Consider the following 23771-nt stretch of genomic DNA (forward strand, 5'->3'; position numbering starts at 1 on the left):
AAATTCACTCTCGCTCTAGTCTGTCCGCGATTAACCGAAAAACTTCTGGCCGTTAGCGGCCATTTCGCGAAGCTTGGCAGTCGGGGTGTACAGCGCGCCCAGCTCGGCGTATTTGTCGGCCAGGGCAACGAATTCGGCTACACCGACGGTATCGATATAACGCAGCGCACCACCGCGGAACGGCGGGAAGCCGATGCCGTAGATCAGGCCCATATCGGCCTCAGCTGCGGTCTCGACGATGCCGTCTTCCAGACAACGCACGGTTTCCATGCACAGAGGAATCATCATGAAGTTGATGATGTCTTCATCAGTCACTTCACGCTGCTCGGTCACGATGGACTTGAGCAACTCGTAGGCAACCGGATCAGAAACCTTCTTCGGCTTGCCGCGTTTGTCCATTTCGTAGGAGTAGAAGCCTTTGCCATTCTTCTGGCCCAGGCGATCTGCTTCATACATCACGTCAACCGCGGTACGGCCTTCAACAGCCATGCGGTCCGGGAAGCCTTCAGCCATCACATCACGGCCGTGGTGACCGGTGTCGATACCAACCACGTCGGACAGGTACGCCGGGCCCATGGGCCAGCCGAACTTCTCCATGACCTTGTCGATACGCACGAAGTCGACGCCGAATTCCAGCAGCTTGGAGAAGCCACCGAAGTACGGGAACAGCACACGGTTAACCAGGAAGCCTGGGCAGTCGTTGACCACAACCGGGGTCTTGCCCATTTTCTTGGCGTAGGCAACGGTGGTCGCCACAGCTACGTCGCTGGACTTCTCGCCACGAATCACTTCAACCAGCGGCATCATGTGCACCGGGTTGAAGAAGTGCATGCCGACGAAGTTTTCCGGACGCTTGAGGGCCTTGGCCAGCAAGTTGATGGAAATGGTCGAGGTGTTGGAAGCCAGGATCGCGTCTTCGCGAACCACGCCTTCCACTTCGGCCAACACGATCTGCTTGACCTTGGGGTTCTCGACCACAGCCTCGACAACGATGTCGACGTTGCCGAAATCGCCGTAGGACATGGTCGGACGAATGGCATTGAGGGCTTCAGCCATCTTCGCGGCAGTCATGCGGCCTTTGGCAACACGGTTGCCGAGCAGCTTGCTCGCCTCGTTCAAGCCCATCTGGATACCCTCTTCACGGATATCCTTCATCAGGATCGGGGTGCCCTTGGAAGCCGACTGATAGGCGATACCGCCACCCATGATGCCCGCACCGAGTACGGCGGCGAGTTTCACGTCTTTGGCGATTTCGTCGTGCTGCTTGGCTTTTTTCTTCAGTTCCTGATCGTTCAGGAACAGGCCGATCAGGCTGGCAGCAACCGGCGTTTTAGCCAGTTTGACGAAGCCAGCAGCTTCCACTTCCAGCGCTTTGTCGCGACCGAAGTTGGCAGCTTTCTGAATGGTCTTGATGGCTTCAACCGGAGCCGGGTAGTTCGGGCCGGCCTGGCCTGCGACGAAACCTTTGGCGGTTTCAAAGCACATCATCTGCTCGATGGCGTTGAGCTTGAGCTTTTCCAGCTTGGGCTGACGCTTGGCCTTGAAGTCCAGCTCGCCGGAGATGGCGCGCTTGATCAGGTCCAGAGCAGCGGCTTGCAGCTTGTCAGCGGCAACCACGGCGTCCACTGCGCCAACTTTGAGGGCGTCGGCAGCGCGGTTTTCTTTACCGGCAGCGATCCACTCGACGGCGTTATCGGTACCGATAACCCGTGGCAGACGTACGGTGCCGCCAAAGCCTGGGTAAAGACCCAGTTTGACTTCGGGCAGGCCGACCTGAGCGCCTTCGGCCATGACACGGTAATCCGCCGCCAGGCACATTTCAAAACCACCGCCCAAGGCGATGCCATTGATCGCGACTACGGTCGGAACATTGAGGTCTTCAAAATCACTGAAGATCTTGTTGGCTTCGAGGTTGCCAGCCACCAGCTCTGCGTCTGGCAACTTGAAGTTGTCGACGAACTCGGTGATGTCGGCACCGACGATAAATACGTCTTTGCCACTGGTGACAATCACGCCCTTGATCGAACCATCAGCCTTGATTGCATCAACGGATTGACGCAGCTCATTGAGGGTAAGACGGTTGAATTTGTTGACGGATTCACCCTTGAGGTCGAATTTCAATTCGACGATGCCACTCTCAAGAGCCTTAACCGTGATGGCTTTACCTTCGTAAATCATCAACTGATCTCCACGGTATGGAAGCTGAACGGTACACATCGGAGCCAACCAGCAAGCTACTCCACGGCATAGCCGTCTCAGAGTAGCCCCAATCAGCCTGGCACACCCACCGACGCGATAATCGGGCTGTAAAGGCGGTGCCTTTGAAGGCAAACGCTCAATTCATACGCCCGTTTGATTTGGGTGTGCACACCTTCAAGGAAAAGCCCCAACTTGTCAATTGGCCCGTTAGGACTTGTGCGCCGTACAAAAAATTACGTTTCTGCGCAGGCTTGGCTCACGAAAACTCTGCAGCGAAAAGGCGATCATTAGCATCGATACAGCAATATTCGGCACGATAATGGTGCAAGCATGATTTCTGCTCGATACCTGGCAAAATCCCGGACCTGCGGGTACAGTCGCCGCCACACGGCCGCGCTAGAGCTGCCGCAGCCACAACAATAACAACCAGCTAGAGCCCGCCTGCGCGGGTGCCCGGAGTCCCCCATGTCGAGCCGTCTGCTTGCCGGTGCCTTGAGCACCCTGCTCGCAATCACCCTGCCCCTATTAAGCCTCACAAGCCAAGCCGCAGAGCCAGCCAGCCAGTTGCTCCAGCTGCATCAGTTACGTCTGGCGGCGCAAAAAAGCCTGGGCGATTTCTATATGTTCAACGGCATGGAAGGCGATCAACGTTACGAGCGCATGATCAACGAGTCACTGGCGGCGGCCAACGGCCACCTGGAGGCGCTTGTGGAAATGCCGGGGGACGGCTCCAAGGCCCTGCGCGTCCAGCTTGCGCAGCAGTGGCAAGGCTACCAGGCGGACCTGAATACCCTGACCGCGGCTCTCAAGACCAACGGTTTCACCGATCTGCAGCCGGTGGCTGATCTGGCGGATAGCAATAGCCAGCTTATGGCCCTGAGTCTCGAGTTGTATAACAGACTGCAGCAGGAAAGTAGCTACAAGGTGAGCCCAATGGCCCAGCGCAGCCGCGAGCAAAGCCTGCTGATGCAGGCCATCGCCGTCGATTACGCGTCACGAAGTGCCTCAGTCGGCGCAACCTTTATCGGCGGCGGCGAAAGCCGTCCGATCGAGGAACTGGTGAGCGAGTTCGCCAGCACGCTGGACGTATTGGAGAAAGCACCGAAAAACAACGGACAACTTCGGCAATCCTGGGGCAACGTGGCGACCAAATGGCGCTATATTGAGAAGTCACTGATCAACTACAACGAAAATAGCGTGCCGTTTCTGGTCAACAAATATGCCGAAACCATTATTCAGGGCTGCGAAGAGATTGCCGGCCAGTACGCCACCAGACAGCTCTAACGGGCTGCTTACGCCACAGCCATAATTATTCGCTTTACCGGCCTGCCTGGCCGTCTCTCGCCCAGCGCTTGCGCTGGGCTTTCTTTTGGCATTGGCCGAGGCACGCGCAGTCTTGTTGCGTGTAACGGCTACGCCAGCACTCCCGCACTCAAGCCCTTAGCTGCAGAAATTCGGCAATCCGCTGCAACGCCTCTTCGCCGCCCCGCTCACCCCAACAAAGCACAACCACCTGCGTATTCGCCTCGGCCTTGAACACATCTACCGGCAATTCGAGCAATTGCGCCAGCAACTCGCCGTCCTCGCAGGGCTCGCGCCATTTGTTCAGCCACTGGCCAGGCTCGTACTGCCAATAGCACCAGCTGTCCTGTCGCCCGCGTCGCCTCACACTGTGATACTGCGGGCACGGACTAGGCGGCAAGCGCTCCAGCCAATGGGGCCACTCCTGAGGCATCAGCTGCATGGCCACGCCCATACGCCGCGCTTGCAATCGCACATCCATTTGCCCACGCTGGCGGCGCGACTGTACCAGCCATGCCAACGGACTAAGGGCGAACGCCACCAGCAGTAAAGATATCCATGGACTCATATACTTACTCTTGCAGGCAAAAACCTGTCATCAACGCTCAGGACAGCCATACTTGAGCTATTCAACTGTCCTTTAATAAGGAGTCACCCATGCCCTACCAGCATATTCTGGTTGCCGTCGACCTCACCGAAGAATGCGACCCGGTCATGCACCGCGCCCAGAAGCTGGCAGCTGCCAGTGGTTCCCGCCTGTCCGTGGTGCATATAGTCGAACCCATGGCCATGGCCTTCGGCGGCGACGTGCCGATGGATCTGTCGATGCTCCAGCAGCAGCAATTCGACCAGGCCCGCGAGCGCCTGGACAGCTTTGCCGGCAAATACCCGGCCGTGACCGCCGATCACCGCCACCTGGCCTACGGCCAGCCGCGCCAGGAAATCCACCGCCTGGCCGAAGAACAGGGCTGCGACCTGATCATTGTCGGCAGCCATGGCCGCCACGGCCTGGCCCTGCTGCTCGGCTCCACCGCCAACGACGTACTCCACGGTGCTCCCTGCGATGTCCTCGCCGTGCGCCTGAAGAAAGCCGAATAACGCCGCGACCAACGGCCTTCGGCGCATATCAGTCAGGCGTTTCGCCCGAACTCATGACCAGCGGGCGGATCTTCTGCAACTGGGTTTCCAGCGAGTAGCTCATGCTCGACGACATCGAGAAGAAGGTGAGGAAGGCCTTTAGGTTGGAGTCACCTTCACAGGTGTCGTGAATCCGCTGCCAGAACGCCTGATTGACCAGCTGCAACTGCTGGAACATGCGCACCAGCCCCTTCAACTCCCAGTCGGCATGACGGCCTTCGCGGGCGTTGAAATACTGCCGGCTCAGGTACAGCGACACGGTGCGCAGGGTGAACTCCTGGTTGCTGGCAAAGGGCAGATGGTTGTGCGCCATGGGCCGCAACTTGCCCAGTATCGGACAGGCGCTGGTGGCCATGATCACCCCGAGCAGTGAACGCAGGGCCTCCTCCAGACTCACCAGCTTGGTGTACTCGCGCTCCGGCGTACGCACCCAGACCGACGCCTTTTTGAACGCCGGCAAGCCCTGAAAATCCTCGATCACCCGGTGCAGATCCACCGCGGCCGGGCAATGGCTGAAAGTGTCCTTGCTCAGCGGGCAGTTACTGCACTGCTGGTGCCCCAGACGCGTCCAGGCCGGTGCGGTCTGGACGGCCGCTGCGGCATAGGCACGGTCCAGTTCGATGCAATAGCTGAACTGATGATTGTCGTCGAGGGTGATGCGGTACTCGATGGCCATGGATGCTCCGCCAGACTTCTTGATGTTCTGTTTGAGGGTCTTCGACAGGCTTGCCGGGGCTCAGCCTTCCAGCTCGGCCCAGCGCTCGACCAATTGCTCCAGCTCGTGCTGCACAGCCTGCAAGCGCGCCAGGGTCGCAGCACTCTGCTCCGCAGGCTGCTGATAGAACTGTGGGGCACCGATCTGCGCCTCCAGAGTGGCCACCTGCTGCTCCAGGCTATCGATCTGCCCCGGAATGGCTTCCAGCTCGCGCTGCAACTTGTAGCTCAGTTTTTTCTTGCTAGCAGATGCCGGCGCGACCACGGGCTCTGCGGCCACCGGGGTTTCGACCACGGCCGAGGCCAGCTCAGGCTTGCCGGCCTTGCTTTCGCCGACTCCAAGCAGGCGCGGCGAACCGCCCTGACGCAGCCAGTCCTGATAACCACCGACATACTCGCGCACCAGGCCATCGCCCTCGAAGACCAGGGTGCTGGTCACCACGTTGTCGAGGAAAGCCCGGTCGTGGCTGACCATCAGCACGGTGCCGGGGAAGGTCAGCAACACTTCCTCCAGAAGTTCCAGGGTTTCCACGTCCAGGTCGTTGGTCGGCTCGTCCAGCACCAGCAGGTTGGCCGGTTTACTGAACAGCTTGGCCAGCAGCAGACGCGCCCGCTCGCCACCGGACAGCGCCTTGACCGGAGTCCGCGCACGCTGCGGGCTGAACAGGAAATCGCCCAGGTAGCTCAACACGTGGCGGTTCTGCCCGTCGATCTCGATAAAGTCGCGGCCTTCGGCGACGTTGTCGATCACGGTCTTTTCCAGATCGAGCTGGTGACGCAACTGATCGAAGTAGGCCACGTCGATGCGCGTGCCCTCTTTCACCGTGCCGCTGGTCGGCTGCAGGCCGCCCAGCATCAACTTGAGCAGCGTGGTCTTGCCGGTACCATTGGCCCCAAGCAGGCCAATACGGTCGCCGCGCTGCAGCACCATGGAAAAGTTCTTGACCAGGAACGGACCGTCCGCATGGGCAAAGCTGACATCTTCCAGCACCATCACCTGCTTGCCGGACTTGTCCGCGGTTTCCAGCTGGATATTGGCCTTGCCGGTGCGCTCGCGACGCTCGCTGCGCTCCACGCGCAGGGCCTTGAGGGCACGCACGCGGCCTTCGTTACGGGTGCGACGGGCCTTGATGCCCTGACGAATCCACACCTCCTCCTGCGCGAGCTTCTTGTCGAACAGGGCGTTGGCGGTTTCCTCGGCGGCCAGGGTGGCCTCCTTGTGCACCAGGAAGCTGGCGTAGTCGCCATTCCAGTCGATCAGGCCGCCACGATCCAGCTCGAGAATGCGCGTAGCCAGGTTCTGCAGGAAGGAACGGTCGTGGGTGATAAACAGCACGGCACCCTGAAAACCGCTCAGTGCCTCTTCCAGCCAGGCAATGGCACCGATATCCAGGTGGTTGGTCGGCTCGTCGAGCAGCAGCAGATCCGGCTCGCAGACCAGCGCCTGGGCCAGCAGCACGCGGCGACGCCAGCCACCGGACAGTTCGGCCAGGGTCTTGTCGGCCGGCAGCTGCAGGCGGCTCAGGGTGCTCTCGACCAGTTGCTGCAAGCGCCAACCGTCACGGGCTTCAAGGTCCTGCTGAACATGCATCAGCTTGTCCAGGTCAGCCTCAGTGACACAGTTCTGCGCCAAATGGTGGTATTGCGCGAGCAACTCACCCACACCGTCCAGCCCCTGGGCAACCACATCGAACACGGTGCGCTCGTCGGCCAGGGGCAATTCCTGGGGCAACTCGCCGATTTTCAGCCCCGGGGCGCGCCAGACCGAGCCTTCATCGGGCTTCTGATCGCCCTTGACCAGCTTCATCATGCTCGATTTGCCGGTGCCGTTGCGGCCGATGATGCACACCCGCTCACCACGGGCAATTTGCCACGAAACCTTGTCCAGCAGCGGCATAGCGCCGTAGGCCAGGGAAACATCGGTGAACTTGAGCAGGGTCATGGTGTGCCTCAACAAATACGACAGGTGGCAACGGCGACAGCGCAAAGGCCCGATATAGACGCAATAACACACGTCCGGACCCGTTCGCTGGCCCGTCGCAGCAGAAAAATCATTTGCTGCCGTCCGCTGGACGCCAACAAAAACAGGGCGCGCATTCTAACCGAGAAGCGCCCCGGCATCGCGGGCAATTTTTAGTCACAGGGCAAACAGCTTCCGGCCTTCACCCCTCCCTGGCAAAAGACTAAGCTAGTGAAATAAAGCGTCTCTAGCCTGGAAGTGTCATGCGCGGTTCTCTGTTCAACCTGTTGTCCTGCATCCTGATATCCGCCCTTAGTGTCTCTGCGGTGCATGCAGCCACACTCACCCAGCAACGCCAGTACTACGATCAGGCCAAGGCCGCCTTGGCCAAGGGCGATAAAGGCCCCTACCAGCGTTATGCCAGCGCCTTGCGCGACTATCCGCTGGAGCCCTACCTGGCCTACGACGAGCTGACCGCACGTCTGAAGTCGGCAAGCAATGACGAAATCGAGAAATTTCTCGCCGAACACGGCGACCTGCCACAGATCAACTGGATGAAATTGCGCTGGTTGCGCTGGCTGGCCGAACGCGGTGAGTGGCAGACCTTTATCAATTACTACGACCCGGCGCTGAACTTCACCGAGCTGGACTGCCTGTATGGCCAGTATCAGCTGAGCCATGGCATGCGCGCCGAAGGCAACGCCAGCGCAGAAAAACTCTGGCTAGTGGGCAAATCCCAACCCAACGCCTGCGATCCACTGTTCGAGCGCTGGGCTGCTGATGGCCAACTCACCGAACAGAAACGCTGGCAGCGCGCCAAGCTGGCGGCCGAGGCGCGCAACTACGGCCTGGTCACTCACCTGATCAAAAGCATGCCGACTCTGGGCAACCACGGCAAAACCCTGCTGCAGGTTGCGCAGAAGCCTGAACTACTGAAGCAAACCGCGCGCTTTACCCAGACCGACCCGGCCATGGCCGATGTAGTCGGCCTCGGTCTGCGCCGCCTGGCCCGCCAGGACCCCGAAGCTGCCCTGCGCCTACTCGATAGCTATGCCGCGCGGATGAAGTTCTCCAGCGAAGAACAAGTGGCCATCGCCCGTGAAATCGGCCTGACCCTGGCCAAGCGCTTCGACCCGCGTGCCCTGCAGGTCATGGCCAAGTACGACCCCGAGCTGCGCGACAACACCGTCAGCGAATGGCGTGCCCGCCTGCTGCTGCGCCTGGGCCGCTGGGATGAAGCCAACCAGCTGACCCGCCGGATGCCCGCCGAGCTGGGCAACACCAACCGCTGGCGCTACTGGCAGGCACGCAGCCTGCAGCTGGCGCAACCCAACAGCCAGGAACCCAAGGCGCTCTACCAAAGCCTGGCCAAGGAGCGGGATTTCTACGGCTTTATGGCCGCCGACCAGGTGCAAGCGCCCTACCAGCTGAACAACAAGCCGCTGGCCCTGAACCCGAAAACCGTGCAGAAAGTCCGCAATTCGGCGGCCATTCGCCGCGCCCTGGAGTTCCACGCCCGTGGCCAGATCGCCGATGGCCGCCGCGAGTGGTACAACGTCAGTCGCCTGTTCAGCCGCGACGAGATGGTCGCCCAGGCCCGCCTGGCCTACGACATGGGCTGGTACTTCCCGGCCATCCGCACCATCAGCCAGGCGCAGTACTGGGACGACCTGGACGTACGCTTCCCCATGCCCCATCGCGAGCAACTGGTGCGCGCAGCGAAGAGCCGTGATATCCACTCCAGCTGGGTATTTGCCATCACCCGCCAGGAAAGCGCCTTTATGGCCGATGCCAAATCCCAGGTCGGTGCCATGGGCCTGATGCAGCTGATGCCAGCCACCGCCAAGGAAACCGCCAGGCGCTTCGGCATTCCGCTGTCATCGCCGCAGCTGGCCTACCGTCCCGAAGTCAATATCCAGCTGGGCGCGGCCTACCTCAGTCAGATCTACGGCCAGTTCAACGGCAACCGCGTGCTCGCCTCCGCCGCCTACAACGCCGGCCCCGGTCGCGTACGCCAGTGGCTACGAGGGGCGGATCACCTGTCCTATGACGTGTGGATCGAGAACATCCCGTTCGATGAGACCCGCCAGTACGTGCAGAACGTGCTGTCCTACTCGGTGATCTACGGCGAGAAGCTCAACGCACCACAACCGCTGGTGGCCTGGCACGAGCGTTACTTCGATCAGTAACGGCTAATAAACAGGCACGCTCAACAGCAACTGCTGAGCGTGCATTACCCGCTCTACTCCAGCACCTGCACCGGCATATCCAGCGCCAGCCGCCCTTCGCCGCAGGCGATCAGGTTCTGGCCGAAATACACCTCGCCCTCACGCTCACGGTAGGTTTTCAGGGTGGTCAGCGGCTCACGATCGGCACTGCGCTCGCCGGTCTGCGGGTCGAGGGTGGTCATGATGCAGCGCGAGCAGCCCTTGACCACCCGCAACTCCAGCTCACCGATACGGATACGCTTCCAGCCGTCCTCGGCATAGGGCTCACTGCCGGTCACCACCAGATTCGGGCGGAAACGCAGCATCTCCAGCGGCCGGCCGACCCGCGCCGACAGATCGTCGAGCGAAGCCTGGCCGATCAGCAGCAGGGGAAAGCCATCGGCAAAGGCCACCTTGTCGCCCACCTCGGCATAAGCGGTATCGACCTGCCGCGCATAGGCGGCCGGCACCTGCACCAGGCGGCAGACGCGACCGAGCAACTGGCTCAGCCACAGCGCCGCGGCCTCGCCGGCATCGGGCACCTGCAGGCTGTCGCGCCAGATGGTGACGCCGCGCAGCTCGGCGCGCTGATTAGGCAGCGCCACCCTCAGTTCGGACATCCCCGGGGCATTGAGCAGCAGCTGCTCAGTGCCCTGCCAACGCGCCTGCAACTGGCTCATCTGCGGCAACAGGCGCTGGGTCAGGAAGCGCCCGGTCGCTGCATCGACTACCATCCAGCGACGGTCACCCACCACGCCCAGGGCATCCAGGTCAGTTTCCTTCAGGGATTCGCCCGCAGCAGACTTCAATGGATATCGGTACAACCCGGAGAGATACATGAACCCGCGTTCCTTCTGGCAAAACGCTCTTATATTAGTAACCCGCCGCGCCCACAAGCCAACCTTGGTGTTAGCCCTGGCTTGGTTGCTGGCTGCCTGCAGTGGTAGCCCGGCAGAAAACCTGGGCATCCATGACGGTCGCCTGGCTCCCTGCCCGGACTCGCCCAACTGCGTCAACAGCCAGGCCAGCGACCCTAGGCACGCGATAGCCCCCCTGCCGCTCAAGGGCTCGGCGCAAGCCACCCAGGCGCTGCTCAAGCAACTGCTCGCCAGCGAACCGCGAACGCGCCTGGTGGAGGAAAGCCCGGGTTATCTGCGCGCGGAATTCAGCAGCAAGCTGATGCGCTTTGTCGACGATGTGGAGTTTATGATCGGCGCGACCGCCGTCGATGTACGCTCGGCGTCGCGCCTGGGCTATGCGGATTTCGACGTCAATCGCGAGCGTATCGAGCGGCTACGCCAGCGCCTCGGCGAGTAGCGCGCCTGCGCCCCGGCTTACGCCTCCGGGTGCAGCAACGCCAAACGCTCGTGCACCACATCCACCAGCTTGTCGGGCTGGAACTTGGAGAGAAAGTTATTGCAGCCGACCTTCTTCACCATGGCCTCGTTGAAGCTGCCGGACAGCGAGGTGTGCAGCACCACATAAAGATCCTTGAGGCGCGGATCATTGCGGATCTCGGTGGTCAGGCGATAGCCGTCCATCTCCGGCATTTCCGCATCGGTGATCACCATCAGCAGTTTTTCATGCACATCGACCCCGGCATCGGCCCAGCTCTTCAGCAGGTTCAGGGCACGCAGGCCGTCGCTCGCGGCATGGCAGCGAACATCCAGTTGCGCCATGGTGCCCTTGAGCTGACTCATGGCCACGCTGGAGTCGTCCACCAGCAGCACCTCACGGCCGCGGGCAAACTCCAGCAGCGGATCGGCGAGTTTTTCCGGGGACACCTTGGTACTCATCGGGGTGATTTCCGCCAGCACCTTTTCCACGTCGATCACTTCGACGATCTGGTCTTCGACCTTGGTGATCGCGGTCAGGTAATGCTGACGGCCGGCCCCACCCGGCGGCGGCAGGATGGATTCCCAGTTGAGGTTGAGAATGCGCTCCACGCCGCCCACCAGAAACGCCTGTACCGAGCGGTTGTACTCGGTAACGATGATGGTGCTGCGCTCATCGGGGACGATGGGACGCATGCCGATGGCCTGGGACAGATCGATCACCGGCAGGGTCTGCCCGCGCAGGTTGACCACCCCACAGACAAAGCGGTGACGCTGCGGCATCAGGGTCAGCTTGGGCATCTGCAGGACTTCCTGCACCTTGAACACGTTGATCGCAAACAACTGCCGACCCGCCAGGCGGAACATGAGAATTTCCAGGCGATTCTCACCCACCAGCTGGGTGCGTTGATTCACTGAGTCGAGAATGCCGGCCATCATGCGCTCCTGTTAACGTATCGGTTTAGCCTAGCTGAAATAGCCATAGCCTGATGTATCGGCCTCCTGCCGCGCATCTGAAGGCAGATAGCGCGGAGCCATCATGCGACAAGCGCAGCGCCGAGGCCAGTCAGACGGCATTAGCCGCCCTGCCTACTCCTCCAGCAGCGGCGAGTTTTCCGGCAGATGCACACGCAAGGCTGCCGGCATTGCCGCAAAACGCAGCTTGCGACTCTCCATCGGCTCGCCATCCAGGTTGAGATCCAACCCCTCCGGTGCCTCGACCTCCAGCCAGGGCAGCCGCGCGCTCAGGGCCACGCTCTGCAAGCCATTGATACCGCCCGACAGCAGCGTGCCCAGGGTGCCGACCACATCGGCCGCCGCCGGCACGATGCAGACATCCAGCAGGCCATCGTTGACCCGTGCCTGCGGGCACAGCACGTGCCCGCCGCCAGCCTGACGGCCATTGCCGATGCCGAGGGCGAGAAACTCGCCTTCCCACTGAAAATCCGGCCCGGTAAAGCGGCCAAACGACGACTGCACTTCGGCAAAACGGGTCAGGCCCGTCAGAAAGTACGCCGCGCCGCCGAGTACACGCTTGAGATCGTCCGAGGTATTGGCAGTGACGTTGGAACCAAAACCGCCAGTGGCCATATTGAGAAACACCTGGCCGTCGACTTCACCCAGGTCAATCGGCTGCGCTGGCGTATCCAAGAGCGCCAGGGCAATTCGCGGCTCAAGGCCAATCCCCGCCGCGTGGGCAAAGTCGTTGGCCGTGCCCAACGGCAACAGCGCCAGGCTGGCCTTGGTTTTTGCCAGTGCCATGGCTTCGGCCACATCACGCAGGGTGCCATCACCGCCGCCGGCGATCAGGGTCGGGTAACCGGCCTGCAGCGCCTCATTGACCAGACGCTGGGCATCACCAGCCTCCCAGGTCACCCGCACATCCAGCTGCCAGCCCTCTTCACGACGCTCCTGCACGGCAGCACGCACCTCGGCATTGAGAGCTTGCTTGCCATGCAGAATCAGCAGCGCTTTACGTTCTTGCATTCCCGGCATCCTTTTCGCGCCTTAGATAAAGGCTCGGCAACATGATGTGAGGCTGTATACGCTTGCGACAGGCCCACAGAAGCATCAACAAAACAGATCATTAAGCTCAATATTTACGTATTTTTAATCGTATTAATTTATTGGATCATCTGTTCATCGCCAATGAACACCGCCGCTGCAAGCCGGTGTTCCTCAATTAGGATACGCAGATGATCGAAGTACGCCCCTTCGCCGAACTCGGCGGTGCCCATCACGGCTGGCTGAATGCCCGTCATCACTTTTCCTTTGCCGAATACTATGACCCGGCGCGTATGAGCTGGGGGCCATTGCGGGTCTGGAACGATGATGAGATCGCGCCGCACACGGGCTTTCCAACCCATCCGCACCGCGATATGGAAATCATCACCTATGTACGCCAAGGGGCCATCACCCACAAGGACAACCTGGGTAACCATGGCCGTACCGAAGCCGGTGATGTGCAGGTCATGAGCGCCGGAACCGGGATTGCCCACAGTGAATACAACCTGGAAGACACCACCACCAAGATCTTCCAGATCTGGATTCAGCCCAACCAGTCGGGCCTGCCGCCGTCCTGGGGAGCCAAGCCGTTTCCCAAGGGTGAACGCGCCGGAGCCTTTGTCACCCTGGCCAGCGGCTTTGCCGAAGACCAGGACGCCCTGTCGATCCGCAGCAATGCGCGGATGGCCGCCGCCACCCTGCAAGCCGGTCAGAGCACCGAGTACCCGATTGGCGCTGCGCGCCGTGCTTATCTGGTAGCCGCCAGCGGTAGTATCGAGGTCAACGGCGTCAGCGCCCAGGCTCGCGATGGTGTGGCCATTAGCGATGTCGAGGTGATTCGGGTGACGGCACTCGAAGACAGCGAAATCATCCTGGTGGATGTGGCCTGACCCACCGTGATGGCTTAGCCCGTAGGATGGGTCGGGCCGCGCAGGTTAGCCGAAGGCGTGGCCCACCGATATGCGCGATACCCATCCTACGCTGGATAGCCGGTGATCTTGCGAATGCTCTGATACAGCGGCTTGAGCTGCTTGTACATGCGTTGATAGACCTGGGTATACAGCTGCTGATAGGTGCGCTGCGCCTCGGGATTGGGCTCGAACACCCGGCCGACCCGGGTCATGGCGGCAATCGCCGTGGGGTAGTCGGGGTACAAGCCCAGCCCTACCGCGCAATTGATCGCCGCGCCCAGGCCGCTGGTTTCATACAGATGTGGGCGCTCGGCCGGCAGGCCGAAGATATCGGCCGTCAACTGCATCGCCGCATCGCTTTGCGAGCCGCCACCGGAGACGCGCAGGCGGGTAATGCGCGTGCCCGAGCGCTTCTCGATCCTCTCCTTGCCCTGGCGCAGGGCATAGGCCAGTCCTTCCAGAATCGCCCGGTAGATATGCGCACGGGTGTGCACGTCGCCAAAACCGATGATCGAGCCCTTGGCCTCCAGCCCCGGCTCGCGGATGCCCGGCGACCAGTAGGGTTGCAGCATCAGGCCCATGGAGCCGGCGGGTACGCTGTTGACCAGCTCATCGAACAGCGCCTCAGGCTCCACGCCCAGCTCCTTGGCCCGCTGCATCTCGCGCAGGCCGAATTCCTGCTTGAACCAGCTGACCATCCAGAAACCGCGATAGATCATCACCTCGGTGTTGAAGTGATCGGGAATCGCCGAGGGGTATGGCGGAATCAGCGGGATGGTTTCCAGGTACTGGCTGCGGGTGGTGTTGATCGTCGCCGTGGTGCCATAGGACAGACAGGCCGTGCTCGCCTCCACACCGCCAGCGCCGAGTACCTCGCAGGCCTTGTCGGCACCGGCGGCAATCAGCGGCAGACCCTCGGGAATGCCGGTATGGCGGCTGGCTGCCGCGCTGATATGCCCCAGCAGCTCGCCCGGCTTGCACAGCTCCGGCAACTGCTCGCGGCGCACCGGCATGGCCTGCCATTTCCAGTCACCGGGCTTGGCCCACTGCAGGCGCTTGTAGTCGAACGGCAGGTAGGCCACGCAGCTGGTCAGCGAGTCGACAAATTTGCCGCACAGGCGATGGGTGAGAAAACCCGAGAGCAGCAGCACCTTGTGGGTATTGGCCCAGATCTCCGGCTGGTTCTGCGCGATCCAGTTGACCTCGGCCTGGGCACGAAAATGATCCACCGTAGCCTGCAAACCCGCGAGTTTGAACAGCCAGCCCCAGGGCCCGCTGATCCGTCCCTCGACCTTGGCCTGGCGCTGATCGAGCCAGAGCATCGCCGGGCGCAGGGGCTGACCTTGCTGGTCAACATTGATCAGGGTGCCGCGCTGGGTGGTAAGCGACACGCCCTTGATCAGGCTGCGGTCGATATCCACCTGCTGCCACAACTGCGCGCAGGCCTGGCCCAGGCTGGCCCAGTAATACTCGGGGTCCTGCTCGGCCCAACCGGGCTGCTTGGAGTAATAAGCCTCAAGCTCCACCTTGCCCTTGGCGAGCAGGTTGCCCTGAAGATCGAACAACAGCGCCCGGATACTTTGGGTGCCATTGTCGATGGCCAGCAGGTAGTTTTTCTCGCTCAAGACATCATCCTTAGCGCTATGCAAACTCTGTAGGGTACGCCATGCGCACCGCCTTTCATCCCGGTATGCACGGCGTACCCTAGTGTTGTGGCAGGCTGTAGCAGCGCGCCCACAACGCCAGGTAATCCGCTTCTTCCAGCTGCCAGCGCGCATCACTCCAACCAAGGCGGGCCTGACACAACGCGCGAATACGCGGCAGTTCGGCAGCCGCGCCGAGCGCCAGCAGCAGACCCAGGCGGGTACGGCGCAGCAGCAGATCATCCAGGTGCAGCACCAGCTCCTGCTCGGCGGCCCAGGCCAGTTCGGCCCAGAGCGTATCCGTACCCGCCACCTGCTCGACACCCAGCTCATCGACCAGCGCCAGCAGCTGCGGCAGCGCCCGGCCATAACGGCCGATCAGTCTCTTCTGCTGAGCGGGGCTTAGGGTTGGCATTGTTTGGCTGGGGACCGCTGCAAAGGTCGCCGCGCCTTGATCATCCACAGTACGCCCCACAAAAGGCGCACAGGCCCGCAGCACTTCCAGCGCCAATAGACGGAAAGTAGTCAGCTTGCCGCCGGCCAGGGTCACGCAGCCGGGCTCGACCCACAGCGCATGCTCACGCTTCTCATCCGAAGGCTTGCGCCCTTCGCTGCCATCCGTGACCACCGGGCGCACGCCGGCCCAGGTCGAGAGCACATCCGCGGCCTTGATCTGCGCAGCAGGGAACTGCTGAGCGCAGGCCGCCAGCAGATACTCCACTTCATCCGAGCTGATTCGCGCTTCCTCAGACAACGGTGCCGTGTGATCCAGATCGGTGGTGCCGATTACCGTCGCACCTTCCCAGGGGAAGACAAATACCGGGCGCTTGTCAGCCGCGTGCATAAAGCTGAACGCATGGGCCACCGGCAGACGCCAGGCAGGCAGCAACAGATGGCTGCCACGCAGCGGCCGGATATGTTCCAGGCCGGTTTTCTGCCGCAGCTGATCGGCCCAGGCACCTGTGGCCTGAGCCACGGCGCGGGTATTAAAGCCGCAGCGCAAGCCGGTTTCGCTGTCTTCGGCGAGCAGGCCGGTGACTCGCCCGTCCTCACGCAGCAGCTCGACCACGCGCATGCCATTGAGCGCTTCGCCACCTTCGGCGCGAGCCTCACCCAGCACGCGCTGCACCAGTCGCGCATCATCGGTCACCGCATCGAAGAACCGCGTACCGCCCAGCAGGCCGTCTTCCTTGAGACCCGGAGCCAGATAACGCAGCTGCTGCAAAGGGTAGTACAGATGGTTGCGCTTGCCGGCCAGAGCGTCGTACAGCGCCAGCAAGCTGCCGAATACCTTGGGGCCAGGGAAGCCGCCCTGGTAATGGGCCATGATAAAACTCAAGGGGTCGACCAGCCCCGGCGCTTCCTGCAGCAGACGCTGGCGCTCGCGCACCGAATCCCGAGTCAGCGCCAGCTGGCCCTTGGCGATATAACGCAGCCCGCCGTGGACCATTTTCGAGGAACGGCTGGAAGTGCCCCAGGCGAAGTCGCGCTGCTCCAGCAGCAAGCACTTCCAGCCACGCCGCGCTGCTTCACGCAGAATCCCGGCACCGCTGATACCGCCACCCACGACTATCAGATCCCAGTCGCGTGCGGCCAGTTCGGGCAAGGCCAGTTCGCGCCAGGCGGCGTTCCAGTTGCTCATCATCAGTCCTGAATCAACACGCCAGGGGCTAGGCGCTGCTCAGGGTCGAAATGGCCGGCCAGTGCCTTGAGTGTGGCCATGCCCAGTTCGCCCTTCTCCACCGGCAGATAAGGCGCGTGATCGCGACCCACACCGTGCTGATGGCTGATGGTGCCGCGGTTGCCTGCGATGGTCAGGCTGGCGGCGTGCTTGAGCTTCTGCCAGCGCGCCATGGCCTCGGCGTAGCTATTGCCAGGGCGGAACACGTAGGTGGTGTAAATGCTCGACCCTTGGTTGTAGACGTGGGACAGGTGGGTGAACACATGCACCTGCTCGCCCTCCTCACTCAGCCCGTTGCGCAGGCTGGTCTCGACCTTGTCCAGCAGGCTGTCGACGTTGCTCCAGTCGGTGGCGGTTTCCAGGGTGTCCACCGCATAACCGGCGGCCCACAGGCCGTGGCGCAGGTAGGGAAAACGGAAGCGGTTTTCCGCCCACTTCTTGCCCAGCAGGGTGCCGGTAAACACGCCGTCAAAGCTCTTCAGCAGCTTCTTCGCCTGTTTCAGCGAGGCGGCGTTCTGCGCACGGCTACCGGTGACGCCGAAGGTCAGCATGCATTTGCCCTCGCGTGCGCCGCGCAGGGCCAGGTATTTCTCCAGCCAGGCGATCTGCTGCGGATGACCGGCCAGGGCCAGTTGAGTCTTGGTTTCGATGGCATTGGACAGGCGCAACATCGACAGCGGCACCCGCGCCTGGGCCAGACTGCGGATGGCGTTCAGCGCCTGCTGCCAGTTGGGCAGGAACACCGCGTAGAAGTTTTCCTGCTCGGCCAGGCGGGTGATGCGCACCTTGACCTCGGAAATGATGCCGAAGCGCCCTTCCGAACCCATCAGGATTTCCCGCAGGTCAGGCCCAGCGGCGGAAGCCGGGAAAGTCGGAATGTCCAGGGTGCCGGCGAAAGTCTCGACCGTGCCGCCGGCGAACAGCTGCTCGATGCGCCCGTAGCGCAGCGACTGCTGGCCGCTGGAGCGGCTGGCGACCCAACCGCCGAGGGTCGAAAGCTCCCAGGATTGTGGAAAGTGGCCGAGGGTGTAGCCCTGGGCGCGCAACTGGCTTTCCACCTGCGGGCCAGTGGCACCGGGGCCGAAGGTGGCGATCAGGCTGTCGTGGTCGATCTCGATCAGCTTGCCCATGCGCTCAAGCGACAGGGTCAGGACCGGCTTGCGGCCGGCCTGCGGGTTGATATGCCCGGCCACCGAGGTGCCGCCGCCATAGGGGATCACGATCAGATCCTGCTGACCGGCCCAGGCCAGCAACTCGCGGATCTGCGCGGAGCTCTCCGGGTAGGCCACGCCATCGGGGAACACACCAAAATCGCCGGAACGCATCGCCAGCCAGTCCGGCAGACTCTGGCCACGGGCGTGGCGCACGCGATCTTCAGCATTCAGACAGATCAGCGGATGGGCCGGCAGACGCGAGGCCGGTACCTGCGCCAGCACCTGTTCCAGGCTGGCATCGGCAAGCAGCTGGCCAGGACCGACCAGTTCGGCCAGAAAAGCCTCGCCATGGGCCGGCAGTTCCACCACTGTTGCTTCATCACCCCAGCCGTTCCAACGTCGCATCTGCATCTCCCGGATATTTCAGTCACCCTCGATGGCTGCCTATACTAGCTGGCCTCTTCAGGGCGTCACTGTCGTATCGAGCCAGGCGTTATCGCCAATCAAGACATTCAGAATAAGAACAGTTCATGGAAAACCTCGGCTACACCTCCGTCCCCTCCCTGCTCAAGTACCTGCGCCACGCCGAGCAATTGGGTCTGGATATCGACCAGGCGTTGGCAGCCGTAGGCCTCAAGGCCGAGGACCTGGCTGACAACGGCAAGCGCATCCCCAGCGAAACCCATGAGCGCCTGCTCGCCCATCTGCTGCGCGTATCCGGTGACCCGCTGTTCGGCCTGCACTGCGCGCGTTTTGTGCAGCCAGGCTCCTGGAGCGTACTGGGCTATATCACCATGAACTGCGCAACCCTCGGTGAGGCCATGAGCCGCATCGTGCCCTACGAAAAACTGGTGGGGGATATGGGCGTCAGCCGGGTCGAGGCCGGCGCAGACCACGTTCGCCTGATCTGGACCTGTCGTCATCAGGCTGAGCCGATCCGCCGGCACATGGTGGAGAACGTACTGGCTTCGTGGTTGCTGTATGCGCGCTGGATCTCCGACTCAGACAGCTCGCCGCGGGAGGTATGGTTCGAGCACGCCTTGCCTGAAAGTGTCGATATTGCCGAGTACCAGGCGATTTTCGGCTGCCCGATCCGCTTCGAGCAGAGCTGCAATGCGCTGATCGTGCCGTTGGAATACCTCACAGTGCCGCTGCGCCAGGCCGATGCCAACCTGCTGCGCACTCTGGAAGAACATGCCCTGACCCTGATGGCCGGCCTGGACGACAACGAGCCACTGCCACAACGGGTAAAGAACGCCCTGCGCCTGCTGCTCAAGGATGGTCTGCCACGCAAGGAACGGGTGGCGGAGAAATTCAATATGACGGTGCGCACCCTGCAGCGCCACCTGCAACTGGCCGGCACCAGCTACCAGCAGATTCTCGATGAGCTGCGCCAGGAACTGGCCGAGCACTACCTGCTGCGCAGCGACCTGGCGATTCAGGATATCGCCAGCTACCTGGGCTTTACCGAGTCGCGCTCCTTCCACCGCAGCTTCAAGACCTGGACCGGGCAGACTCCGGGAGAATTTCGCGAGAGCAAGCGCAATAGTTAACACCATGAGCTTTGGGGTTGGTGGATGGGTAAAGCGTCATCCACCCTACCTCAGACCCATCCTACGCGGCGCTAGCCGAGGATTTCGCTTAGCGGGATAAACCTAAGGCTATCGCCCTCGGCCAGCGTGGTATTTTCCAACACTTCAGCAAATCCCTCGGCCCAGGCGGCGCTGCGCAGCACCCCGGAGCTCTGGTTCGGATAAGGCACCACCCGGCCGTTTTCCAGACGCGCGCGCAGGTATTCGCGGCGTTTGCCGGCCTTGTTCCAAGCGAAACCGGCGGGCATCGGAAAACCCAGCGGTTCGACCCGCTGCACGCCCAGGCGACGCAGCAGATAAGGCCGCGCGAGCAAGCCGAAAGTCACCAGGGTCGAGGCCGGATTGCCCGGCAGGCCAATCACCGGCACGCCGCGAAACTGTCCGCAGGTCAGCGGCTTGCCCGGCTTGATCGCCAGCTTCCACAGCGCCAGCTCGCCCTCTTCACGCAGGGCCATGCCGAGAAAATCCGCCTCGCCCACCGACACACCGCCGGTGGAGAGAATCAGGTCGACGTCGCTCAACGCGCCCAGCGCAGCGCGGGTTAGTTCCAGGTCATCGAGCAGAATGCCGCCGTCCACTACTTCGCAGCCCAGACGCTGCAGCCAGGCGATCAGCAAACGGCGATTGCTGTTGTAGATCTGCCCGGGGCCCAGCGGCTGGCCCGGCTCGACCAACTCATCGCCAGTCGACAACACAGCCACGCGCGGCCGCCGACGCACCGTCAACTCGGCGCACCCCAGGGATGCAGCCAGGCCCAGTTCGATCGGGCCCAGACGAGTACCCGCCGGCAATACCGAATCGCCGATCCGGGTTTCCTGCCCCTGAGCGCGCACGTTCTGCCCCAGGCTCAAAGGCTCGCTAAAGGCGACGCGGCCATCCTCGCCAAGCACGGCGTTTTCCTGCATTTCCACGGTATCGGCACCGGCCGGCAGCGGTGCGCCGGTGAAGATCCGCGCGCAGGTGCCGGGTTGCAAAGGTGCAGGCGCGCTACCGGCCTGAATACGCTGGCTAACGACCAGGGGCTCGCCGTTCCAATCGGCCAGGCGCAGGGCGTAACCGTCCATGGCGCTGTTGTCCCAAGGCGGCAGATCAAGCTCGGCAAGCAACGGCTCGGCCAATACCCTGCCAGCCGCGTCACTCAGGTTGACCCGCTCGGTTTCAACAATGGCGCTGGCCTCGGCCTGCGCCAGCAAGCGCGCCAGCGCTGTCTCGACGGGCATCAGCCCGGGCTGGTCACAGCCGCTCATCCACGACTCTCGCAGGCGGCCACCGCTTTGAGATGCGGAACGAAATTGCACGGGCGATGACGGTTATCCAACTGCTCGCCGAGGATGCCATCCCAGGCGGTGCGACAGGCGTTGGTCGAGCCCGGCAGGCAACACACCAGGGTGCCATTGGCCAGGCCAGCCAGAGCGCGGGACTGCACAGTCGAGGTGCCTATATCCGCCACGGAAATCTGTCGGAACAGCTCGCCAAAACCGTCGACCTGCTTGTCCAGCAGGCAGGCCACCGCTTCCGGGGTGCTGTCGCGGCCGGTGAAGCCGGTGCCGCCGGTGATCAGCACCACCTGCACCTGATCATCGGCAATCCAGGTGGCGACCTGGGCGCGAATCTTGTACAGATCGTCCTTGAGCAAAACCCGTGCGGCGAGCTGGTGACCGGCGGCCTGCAGGCGGTCGACAAACAGCTGGCCGGAGGTGTCGGTGTCCAGGTTGCGGGTGTCGCTGACAGTCAACACCGCGATATTCAAAGGCACGAAATGTGCCTCGGCCTTGTGGTTCATGGCAGGCTTCCAGTTATGGGCGATAATGCTCGCCGTTATATCACAGGCCCATCCCCGGAGGCTCCGTCATGCCCGCTCCCGTTACCCTGCCCAGCTGTTCCGTCCTCTTGCTGGCCGGCGGCCGCGGACAACGCATGGGCGGTGCCGACAAGGGCCTGATCGACTGGCAAGGCCGCCCGCTGATTGCCTGGCTGCACGAGCTGGTGCGACCGCTGACCGATGATCTGCTTATCTCCTGCAACCGCAACGCCGAGCGCTATGCCCCCTACGCCGACCGCCTGATCGAGGATGACGACAAGGACTTTCCGGGCCCCTTGGCGGGTATCCGCGCCGGCCTCAAGGTGGCACGCCACCCCTGGCTGTTGGTACTGCCCTGCGATGCCCCCAGAATCGACCGGGAACTGCTCCAGGCCCTGCTCAGCCAAGCGGGCGAACAGCCGGTGGTGGTACGCCAGGGGGGCTATCTGGAGCCATTGTTCAGCCTGATCCCCAGTGCACTTTCCCCGGCCCTGGAGCGGGCCTGGCAAGCCGGCGAACGCAGCCCGCAGCGCTGGCTGCGCAGCCTCGCCATAGCGACGGTCGATTGCCCGGCAGACGATCCGCGGCTGGCCAACCTGAACACGCCTGAATTACTTGAATCCGCGCGCCGTAGTTGATGTATAAGCCTCGCTAGGGAACTTGGCCGATCAGGTCTCGTCTCACGAATGTGCAAAGCCCTATTAACCAAGGAGATTCACATGACACTGCGCACTGTTCCGGCACTAATGCTCGCCCTCGGCCTGGCCACTCTGGCGGGTTGTGCATCGCCTTCGGTGATCACGTTGAACGATGGCCGCGAAATCCAGACAGTCGATGCTCCCGACTACGATTCCACCTCCGGCTTCTACGAGTTTGAACAACTCGACGGCAAACGCGCCAAGGTCAACAAGGACCAGGTTCGTACGGTCAAGGAATTGTAATTAGCGGCTGCATTCAGGCGTGTCTATGCCGTTATGGCGTGCCGCCTGATAGCCGCGGAGCCCTCGACGGCTCAAAAAAAACGCGCCTAACCCCTTGTGCAACAAAACTTTTTGAGTACAATCTCGAATTATTCGGAGTGTAGCGCAGCTTGGTAGCGCGTCTCGTTCGGGACGAGAAGGTCGCAGGTTCGAATCCTGTCTCTCCGACCAATTCCCAGTTCTTTCCAGCGTGCAATACGCAGTCAGAACACACAAAAAAGCCCGCAGATAGCGGGCTTTTTTGTGGCCGCTGGAAAGCTAGTTCAGGCTGGAAAAGGCACGCACCAGGGCTTTGCTCAGGTCGACGGTGGAGAACTTGGTCAGTACATCATTGGCTCCCACCGCCCGGGCTTTTTCGGTGTTCATGGTGCTATCCAGCGAGGTGTGCAGCAGCACATAGGTCTGGCCAATATCCGCCTGCTTGCGGATCGCGCGCACCAGGTCGTAGCCATCCATCTCCGGCATCTCGATATCCGAAACCAGCACCTCGATCGGCCGCCCCGCCTCGTGCTCAGCCAGCAACAGCTGCAGCGCACTGGCGGCGCTTCTGACCATCTGGCAGTCCAGCTCCAGCTTGCGCAGGGTGATCATGCTTTGCTGCAGGGCCACATGGGAGTCGTCCACGACCAGTACTCGGCGACCCCTGAGCAGGTTGCGCTCGGCCTCCGACAGCAGCTGCTCATCAAGCTCCTCGACAACCACCGGGGCCAGTTCGTGCAGCACCTTCTCGATATCGAGAATCTGCACGATCTTGCCGTCGATCTGGGTCACCCCGGTGATAAACGCCTTGCTCCCGGAGCCGGCGGGCGGTGGACGCACATCACGGGTCGAGCACTGGACGATACGTTCGACACTCTGCACATGCAGACCCTGACGCGAGCGGCTGAGTTCGGTGACGATCAGGCAGCCATCGCGACTGTCGCTGACGCCCTGCTCGCCGATTGCCCGGGCCAGGTCGATCACGGTCAGAGCCGAGCCGCGCAAGGTCGCTACCCCACGCACATGCGGGTGGCGACTGGGAAGTTTGGTCAAGACCGGACAGGGAATGATTTCCTGAACCTTGAGCAGGTTGATTCCCAACAAGCGGCCACTGTGCAGCCGAAACAACAGCAGCGACAAGGCATCCCCCAGCACCATGCTCATGCTTCTTTA

At 62.1% G+C, this 23771-nt stretch carries 21 protein-coding genes and 1 tRNA gene; 9 read left to right on the forward strand and 13 right to left on the reverse strand.

The genetic code is table 11. The annotated features are described in order from the left end of the window. Positions 1–30 precede the first annotated feature (30 nt). Complete coding sequence (fadB, locus tag WMW70_RS06080) at positions 31–2178, reverse strand: fatty acid oxidation complex subunit alpha FadB (RefSeq protein ID WP_341436622.1); 2148 nt, start codon at positions 2176–2178, stop codon at positions 31–33. A 486-nt stretch (positions 2179–2664) separates the two neighbouring features. Here fadB and WMW70_RS06085 point away from each other — a divergent pair, with 486 nt between their 5' ends. Beyond that, positions 2665–3483, forward strand: a complete 819-nt coding sequence (locus WMW70_RS06085; protein ID WP_341436623.1) for a hypothetical protein — start codon at positions 2665–2667, stop codon at positions 3481–3483. Between the two features lie 148 nt (positions 3484–3631). Here WMW70_RS06085 and WMW70_RS06090 read toward each other — a convergent pair whose 3' ends face one another. After that, entirely contained in the window at positions 3632–4069 is a 438-nt protein-coding gene (locus WMW70_RS06090; protein WP_341436624.1) for a hypothetical protein, read from the reverse strand. Positions 4070–4158: 89 nt separating this feature from the next. On the opposite strand from WMW70_RS06090, the gene WMW70_RS06095 reads away from it, so the two are divergent. Then, positions 4159–4599 (forward strand): universal stress protein, encoded by a 441-nt coding sequence (locus tag WMW70_RS06095; protein WP_341436625.1) that lies wholly within the window; start codon positions 4159–4161, stop codon positions 4597–4599. A 28-nt stretch (positions 4600–4627) separates the two neighbouring features. On the opposite strand, the gene WMW70_RS06100 is transcribed toward WMW70_RS06095, so the two are convergent. Beyond that, positions 4628–5314 (reverse strand): DUF6901 family protein, encoded by a 687-nt coding sequence (locus tag WMW70_RS06100; protein ID WP_341436626.1) that lies wholly within the window; start codon positions 5312–5314, stop codon positions 4628–4630. A 60-nt stretch (positions 5315–5374) separates the two neighbouring features. Further along, positions 5375–7294, reverse strand: coding sequence for an ATP-binding cassette domain-containing protein (locus tag WMW70_RS06105; RefSeq protein WP_341436627.1), 1920 nt, complete (start codon positions 7292–7294; stop codon positions 5375–5377). Between the two features lie 281 nt (positions 7295–7575). On the opposite strand from WMW70_RS06105, the gene WMW70_RS06110 reads away from it, so the two are divergent. Continuing rightward, a complete protein-coding gene (locus WMW70_RS06110; RefSeq protein WP_341436628.1) occupies positions 7576–9501 on the forward strand; it encodes a transglycosylase SLT domain-containing protein in 1926 nt (641 codons plus the stop codon). A gap of 53 nt (positions 9502–9554) precedes the next feature. Here the strand turns inward: WMW70_RS06110 and WMW70_RS06115 are convergent, their stop codons facing one another. Beyond that, positions 9555–10358: an MOSC domain-containing protein gene (locus WMW70_RS06115; RefSeq protein ID WP_341436629.1), complete on the reverse strand. Its 804-nt coding sequence runs from the start codon at positions 10356–10358 to the stop codon at positions 9555–9557. 67 nt (positions 10359–10425) lie between these two features. On the opposite strand from WMW70_RS06115, the gene WMW70_RS06120 reads away from it, so the two are divergent. Next, positions 10426–10836, forward strand: coding sequence for a DUF1499 domain-containing protein (locus WMW70_RS06120; protein WP_341436630.1), 411 nt, complete (start codon positions 10426–10428; stop codon positions 10834–10836). A 17-nt stretch (positions 10837–10853) separates the two neighbouring features. Here the strand turns inward: WMW70_RS06120 and WMW70_RS06125 are convergent, their stop codons facing one another. Further along, complete coding sequence (locus WMW70_RS06125) at positions 10854–11789, reverse strand: chemotaxis protein CheV (RefSeq protein ID WP_341436631.1); 936 nt, start codon at positions 11787–11789, stop codon at positions 10854–10856. 153 nt (positions 11790–11942) lie between these two features. Then, entirely contained in the window at positions 11943–12839 is an 897-nt protein-coding gene (gene yegS / locus WMW70_RS06130) for a lipid kinase YegS (RefSeq protein ID WP_341436632.1), read from the reverse strand. 209 nt (positions 12840–13048) lie between these two features. Here yegS and WMW70_RS06135 point away from each other — a divergent pair, with 209 nt between their 5' ends. Next, positions 13049–13747, forward strand: coding sequence for a pirin family protein (locus tag WMW70_RS06135; protein ID WP_341436633.1), 699 nt, complete (start codon positions 13049–13051; stop codon positions 13745–13747). Between the two features lie 86 nt (positions 13748–13833). On the opposite strand, the gene WMW70_RS06140 is transcribed toward WMW70_RS06135, so the two are convergent. The 3 genes from WMW70_RS06140 to WMW70_RS06150 all read right to left on the reverse strand — a co-directional run bounded on the left by WMW70_RS06140 (position 13834) and on the right by WMW70_RS06150 (position 18651). Then, a complete protein-coding gene (locus WMW70_RS06140) occupies positions 13834–15393 on the reverse strand; it encodes an FGGY-family carbohydrate kinase (RefSeq protein WP_341436634.1) in 1560 nt (519 codons plus the stop codon). A 79-nt stretch (positions 15394–15472) separates the two neighbouring features. Further along, a complete protein-coding gene (locus tag WMW70_RS06145) occupies positions 15473–17053 on the reverse strand; it encodes a glycerol-3-phosphate dehydrogenase/oxidase (protein ID WP_341436635.1) in 1581 nt (526 codons plus the stop codon). A 2-nt stretch (positions 17054–17055) separates the two neighbouring features. Next, positions 17056–18651 carry an FAD-binding oxidoreductase gene (locus WMW70_RS06150; protein ID WP_341436636.1) on the reverse strand — a complete coding sequence of 532 codons (1596 nt, stop codon included), beginning with the start codon at positions 18649–18651 and terminating at the stop codon, positions 17056–17058. A 125-nt stretch (positions 18652–18776) separates the two neighbouring features. Between WMW70_RS06150 and gliR the strand changes: the two genes are divergently transcribed. Next, positions 18777–19799 (forward strand): AraC family transcriptional regulator GliR, encoded by a 1023-nt coding sequence (gene gliR, locus WMW70_RS06155; protein WP_341436637.1) that lies wholly within the window; start codon positions 18777–18779, stop codon positions 19797–19799. A 71-nt stretch (positions 19800–19870) separates the two neighbouring features. Here the strand turns inward: gliR and WMW70_RS06160 are convergent, their stop codons facing one another. Together WMW70_RS06160 and moaB are read right to left on the reverse strand one after the other, a co-directional pair. Continuing rightward, positions 19871–21085, reverse strand: a complete 1215-nt coding sequence (locus WMW70_RS06160) for a molybdopterin molybdotransferase MoeA (protein WP_341436638.1) — start codon at positions 21083–21085, stop codon at positions 19871–19873. Next, positions 21082–21621, reverse strand: a complete 540-nt coding sequence (gene moaB / locus WMW70_RS06165) for a molybdenum cofactor biosynthesis protein B (protein ID WP_341436639.1) — start codon at positions 21619–21621, stop codon at positions 21082–21084. The genes WMW70_RS06160 and moaB overlap by 4 nt, the downstream gene beginning before the upstream one ends. A 68-nt stretch (positions 21622–21689) precedes the next feature. Here moaB and mobA point away from each other — a divergent pair, with 68 nt between their 5' ends. The 3 genes from mobA (at position 21690) to WMW70_RS06180 (ending at position 22790) form a co-directional block, all read left to right on the forward strand. After that, positions 21690–22277 (forward strand): molybdenum cofactor guanylyltransferase MobA, encoded by a 588-nt coding sequence (gene mobA, locus WMW70_RS06170; RefSeq protein ID WP_341436640.1) that lies wholly within the window; start codon positions 21690–21692, stop codon positions 22275–22277. 81 nt (positions 22278–22358) lie between these two features. Continuing rightward, complete coding sequence (locus WMW70_RS06175) at positions 22359–22580, forward strand: YgdI/YgdR family lipoprotein (protein WP_341436641.1); 222 nt, start codon at positions 22359–22361, stop codon at positions 22578–22580. A gap of 133 nt (positions 22581–22713) precedes the next feature. After that, positions 22714–22790 (forward strand) — tRNA-Pro (locus tag WMW70_RS06180). Between the two features lie 87 nt (positions 22791–22877). Here the strand turns inward: WMW70_RS06180 and WMW70_RS06185 are convergent. Beyond that, on the reverse strand, positions 22878–23762 hold the full coding sequence (locus WMW70_RS06185; protein WP_341436642.1) for a chemotaxis protein CheV: 885 nt from the start codon (positions 23760–23762) through the stop codon (positions 22878–22880). Positions 23763–23771: the final 9 nt, after the last annotated feature.

This window comes from Pseudomonas sp. XK-1 (genome assembly GCF_038069885.1).
In the GTDB taxonomy this organism is placed as follows: domain Bacteria; phylum Pseudomonadota; class Gammaproteobacteria; order Pseudomonadales; family Pseudomonadaceae; genus Aquipseudomonas.